Origin of the sequence: Duncaniella sp. (genome assembly GCF_029054785.1) — a bacterium.
In the GTDB taxonomy this organism is placed as follows: domain Bacteria; phylum Bacteroidota; class Bacteroidia; order Bacteroidales; family Muribaculaceae; genus Duncaniella.
The window spans coordinates 1-3,671 of record NZ_JAIDEN010000024.1; the positions used below are offsets into that span (position 1 = coordinate 1).

Sequence of the window (3,671 nt, forward strand, 5' to 3'; positions counted from 1 at the left end):
TGGAAAATGATAAAATGACGACAAAATATTATCAAAATGTACTAAAAATAAGTATCTGTTAGTCTGAAATGTTAAAATAAGGATTGTATTTTAATATAAAAACAGTTAAAAAACGGGACCTGGGAAGTCTGAGGACAAGTTTGTGATTTATGAATAAAATATTATGACTAAATTTGCAGTGAAAGTGGGTTTATTGTGTAGACCTCCGTCAATCCGGAACCATAAAAATTAATCAACTATATACCTAATTATCATGAAACTTATTTCATCACTGTTTATCGCTTTAATGCTTCCGGTGCTTGCGTGGGCGCAGGCTCCGTCTGATACGATCACTGTCTTTATGATCGGTGACTCGACAATGGCCAACAAGCCTCTTGACAAGGAAAACCAGGAGCGCGGCTGGGGCCAGATGCTTCCGATTTTTCTCGAAGGTGCTATCAAGGTTGACAATCATGCTGTCAACGGCCGCAGCTCCAAGAGCTTTATCGACGAAGGCCGCTGGGACAAGGTGCGCGAGAAGATCCGCCCCGGAGACTATGTGATCATCCAGTTCGGCCACAACGACGAGAAGGCCAAGAGCCTTGACCGCTACACTGTGCCCGGCGGAACTTTTGACGCCAATCTGAAGAAGTTTGTCAGCGAGGCCCGCGAGAAGGGTGCCACTCCGATATTGATGAACTCGATCGTGCGCCGCAATTTCCCGGCCAACGGCATTGCCGCCGCTCAGACCGATGACCGTCAGAAGACCTGGAAGAAGGGCCTGGAAAACTATCCCGCAGAGGGCGACACGCTGGTTGACACTCACGGAGACTATCGCATTGCTCCGCGCAATGTGGCCGAGGAGATGGGCGTTGTGTTCATCGACATGAATGCGCTGACCCACGAGCTTGTCCAGGGTCTTGGCCGCGACAATTCACGCTCGCTGTTCATGTGGATGCCTGTGGGCGGCTATGAGTTCGCTCCCGACGGTCGCATCGACAACACTCACCTGAATGTGCTTGGCGGAATCATCGTTTCGCGTCTCGCTGTCAACGCTCTTGCCGAGAAGGTGCCGGCGCTCAAGCCCTATATCCGCCGCACGGTCTACAATCTGAACAAATAATACCGACCGATTCCATGAAACTTTCAGCTCTCATGGCGGGTGCGCTGATGTGTGTCCCCTTTCTCTCCAGAGCCGGAGAACCGAACTATACGCTTGATGTGAAGATGAAGAACATCCCGGACAGTGTTGTTTTCACTCTGGGGTGTGACGATGATCCGAAGTATAAGCAGAAGGTTGCCATCATCGGTGATTCTCTTCACTTCGAGCTGGATATCCGGGAGGATTTCCCGATCGAATTCTATCTCACGGCCCGCAATCCGCAGAACAAGCAGGACCGGTTCATCACCTCTTTTTACGGAGGCAGAAATATCAGCCAGAAGCTGAACAACGTGGCCGACGGCTTTGCTGCGGCTCCGAAGATCACAGGTGCTCCCTGGGACGAGGCTACCGCTGAGTGGCAGCGCATCTATCGGGATTATAGCGACACAATGAAGGCTCTCCGAGAAGAACGCGAAAGACTCATGCCGCAGAATCAGGCCGACAGAGATGGCGTTGTCCGGCTTGATTCCGTCACCGGGCCGAAAGTGTCGGAGATCGGCAGAAAGTTGCAGGCCTGCGGCAAAGAGTTTGACGAGGCAATGAAACAGTGGCTCATGAGCCATCCTGATGTGCCTGAGGCCGTTAGTCTTATGTCGTGGCGCTATGCTAAATTCTCGCGTGAGGAACTGGAGGCGTTCGGCGCCAAAGTGCCTCCGGCAATGATGGAGATGCCAGCCGGAAAGATGCTCAAGAAACGCCTGGACACAAAGATTATAGCCGTCGGCGATAAACTGGAGGACTATGACCTTGTCGGCGTTGACACGGACAGTGTGGCCATACGCCTGTCGCAGTTCACCACGCCCTACATTCTTGTGGACTTCAACTCGCTCGGCTGCGGTGCCTGCCGCATGGCCGCCAAGCAGGAGATTCCGAAGATTATAGAAGAGTATGCCGGAGAGCTGACCTTTGTAAGTTACAGTGTCGACGAGGAGCGCAAGCGCATGCTCCGCGCCCATGAGATTGACAAGGCGACCTGGCCTACGATCTGGAACGGATCGGGTTCACAGGGTATGGACTGCATCAAGTATGGCGTCACCAGTTATCCGACGTTCTTCCTTTTCGGCCCGGACCGCACGTTGATTGATACGTTCGTGGGATGGGGTCCGAAGTATTTGAGCGGAAAGATCAGCCCGCATATCGGGCACTGATATTGCCCCCGGTCATTAAAAAACTGAGCGCCGCAGGTGGAAACGTTGATGTTTCGCACTTGCGGCGCTCTTATTTTATTCTCAGATACTTGCGGACGCTTTAAAAAGCGTCCCTACTGTGTGGCAGGTGTGTATGGGGGATCAGATGCGTTCGAGAACTGTGGCTACGAGATCCTGGACGGCGGTCTTGTAGTTGGGGTTGGCGTCGTTGTTCATGCGGTTGGCTATGATCGAGCAGACGGTCATGGCTCTGTGGCCCATGAGACGGCCGAGGCCTTGGAGGGGGGCTGATTCCATTTCATAGTTGGTGACTTTGCGGCCATTGTGGCGGAACTCCTCGATGCGGCGGTTGAGATCGGGGTTGGCCAGGGGCAGACGCAGTTCGCGACCCTGCGGGCCGTAGAAGCCGACGGCTGAGATGGTGTTGCCGCGGACCATGTCGTCGCGTCCGATCTGGTTGACAAGCTCTTCGTCGGCATTGACAACATAGGGTTTGGCCCAGAGCGGGTTCCAGCCTACGGATTCGCAGAAATCACGTTCGAAATCGAGGTCGGCCACTTCGTTGCGTCCGGCATAGTAGTTGAGCACACCGTCGAAACCGATGGCCTTTTCGGCGATCACCGGAGTGCCGAGTTTCAGTTCGGGCTGGAGAGCGCCTGATGTGCCGATGCGCACGAGTGTCAGTCGGCGTTTCTGATCCTTGACTTCGCGGGTCTTGAAGTCGACGTTGGCGAGAGCGTCAAGCTCATTGATGACGATGTCGATGTTGTCGGGGCCGATGCCGTGGGAGAGACACATGATCGGTTTGCCGTTGTAGGTGCCGCCGATTGTGTGGAATTCGCGCGATGAGACTTCAAAATCGGTGGTATCGAAGAATGAGGCGACCATGTTGACGCGGGCGGGATCGCCGACGAGGATAACGCGGTCGGTCAGCTGTTCGGGGCGGAGGTGGAGGTGGAACACTGAGCCGTCAGGATTGATGATCAGCTCGGAGGGTGCTATGATTTTCTTTTCCATGATATATATTTATTGTGTTACTTTGGGTGGGAAGAGTGAATAGATGATTATAGAGTATAAACGTTTGTCGGCGAGCTGTGGTTTGCTCAGCGCAGGCGGTAGCGTCCACCGGGGATGGCAAGGATCAGCGAGCGGAATTCGAGGTCGATCAGCATGGCCATCAGTCGCGGGGTCGGGATGTCGATGCGGGCTGTGAGATCGTTGAGAGTAGCTTCGCCGCGGTCGGTCAGCAGGTCGATGACGGCCTGTTCCTCCGGTTGAAGTTGCTCGAAGAGTGAGGGCTGCGCGGGGGCGGCCTCGACGGTCGGCCAGCGCATCTGAGCGGCAAAGGCCGGAGGGGGGGTGAGAAGTGCCGCGATATGGTG

3 protein-coding genes and 1 pseudogene are annotated in these 3,671 nt (G+C 54.3%); 2 read left to right on the forward strand and 2 right to left on the reverse strand.

The window, feature by feature from the left end; genetic code table 11:
• Positions 1-253 precede the first annotated feature (253 nt).
• Together K2H17_RS01120 and K2H17_RS01125 are read left to right on the forward strand one after the other, a co-directional pair.
• Positions 254-1,102, forward strand: coding sequence for a rhamnogalacturonan acetylesterase (locus K2H17_RS01120; RefSeq protein WP_300130390.1), 849 nt, complete (start codon positions 254-256; stop codon positions 1,100-1,102).
• Positions 1,103-1,116: 14 nt separating this feature from the next.
• Positions 1,117-2,289: a hypothetical protein gene (locus K2H17_RS01125; RefSeq protein WP_300130392.1), complete on the forward strand. Its 1,173-nt coding sequence runs from the start codon at positions 1,117-1,119 to the stop codon at positions 2,287-2,289.
• Positions 2,290-2,430: 141 nt separating this feature from the next.
• Here K2H17_RS01125 and K2H17_RS01130 read toward each other — a convergent pair whose 3' ends face one another.
• Positions 2,431-3,306, reverse strand: a complete 876-nt coding sequence (locus K2H17_RS01130) for a nucleoside phosphorylase (protein ID WP_300130394.1) — start codon at positions 3,304-3,306, stop codon at positions 2,431-2,433.
• Between the two features lie 86 nt (positions 3,307-3,392).
• Positions 3,393-3,671: pseudogene (locus tag K2H17_RS01135) on the reverse strand (hypothetical protein); the annotation flags it as partial.

What these genes read in the sequence shown, in the direction of transcription:
- K2H17_RS01120 (WP_300130390.1), top strand. Translation starts at nt 254, where the DNA reads ATGAAACTTATTTCATCACTGTTTATCGCTTTAATGCTTCCGGTGCTT.
- K2H17_RS01125 (WP_300130392.1), top strand. Translation starts at nt 1,117, where the DNA reads ATGAAACTTTCAGCTCTCATGGCGGGTGCGCTGATGTGTGTCCCCTTT.
- K2H17_RS01130 (WP_300130394.1), bottom strand. Translation starts at nt 3,306, where the DNA reads ATGGAAAAGAAAATCATAGCACCCTCCGAGCTGATCATCAATCCTGAC.